The 1,053-nt window shown below is 48.7% G+C and carries 1 protein-coding gene; it reads right to left on the bottom strand.

All coding sequences use genetic code 11. From position 1 onward, the window contains the following. Positions 1–68 precede the first annotated feature (68 nt). The gene (locus KDK14_RS05730) at positions 69–878 is read right to left on the bottom strand and encodes a carbon-nitrogen hydrolase family protein (protein ID WP_257264056.1); all 810 of its coding nucleotides are present in this window, start codon (positions 876–878) and stop codon (positions 69–71) included. Positions 879–1,053 lie beyond the last annotated feature (175 nt).

Below are 1,053 nucleotides of genomic sequence, written 5' to 3'. Positions count from 1 at the left end.
TCGGAAATTTTTAGTGAATAGTGGTTCTATTTACTAAAAATTTTATCCTCAATGACTCGCGAACCTGGCTATATGATTCTCCGGTGGTTTAAACACGGCATTCGCTGACGAACTCTCGCCAGCTCATCCAGGTCCAGTTCTGCCATAATCACCGCGGCCCCTTCAGCAGGGGCTTGTGCAAGAATATCGCCCCAGGGTGAAATGATCATACTGTGCCCATAGGTCTGTCGGCCATCAGGATGAGTTCCCGCCTGATTGGCCGCCAACACATAACATTGGTTTTCAATGGCCCTGGCTTGCAACAGCACTTTCCAATGTGCTGCACCGGTTACTTTTGTGAAGGCAGAAGGAACGGTTAATATCGTTGCTCCCTGCTCCACCAGAGTGCGATATAGCTCGGGAAAGCGAAGGTCATAACAAATGGAAAGGCCCACCCTTGCCCCACCAATATCGACCAGCTCAGGGCCTGCTCCGGGGATAAAATCATCCGACTCCCTATATCGCCGGTCAGATACCTCTACATCAAACAGATGCATTTTGTTGTAACAGGTGACTTCATCCCCTGCAGGGCTGTAAACAAGGCATGAGGCATGGTTACGCCCATCGCCAATAGACCGGACAGGCACTGAACCGCCGATTAGCCAGCTACCCAATGTTTTGGCCGTGGATGCCATCCACTCCCTTATCTCATCAGCTTGCCAAGCCGCTTCAGCCTGAGGGCCTCCGAGCATGGCAAAACATTCGGGTAGCACTACAATATCTATTTGCTGTTGCTGCTGTTGTTGATGCGCCATTAACTGACATTCTATTTTAGCAAGATTTTCAGCAACGACTGATCCCGAGCATACCTGAACCACCGCCGCCTTGAGTTTACTCATTATTATTGGCCCATGCTTTTTAGCAGAATGGATGATATTTTATTCCTCGCAAGACTTCATAAACAACAGGGTGACCATTATTCACGGTTCAATCTGCTGACTATGGACGCAACAGGCCTTTAAGTAGTTGGCCGAATGGAATCGTATATTTCTGGCTAAGTGGGCAGTTACTATG

Source organism: Endozoicomonas sp. ONNA2, from assembly GCF_024606365.1.
GTDB lineage: Bacteria > Pseudomonadota > Gammaproteobacteria > Pseudomonadales > Endozoicomonadaceae > Endozoicomonas.
The sequence above is the reverse complement of the archived record's forward strand: the minus strand, read 5'-3'. Positions and strand labels throughout refer to the sequence as shown.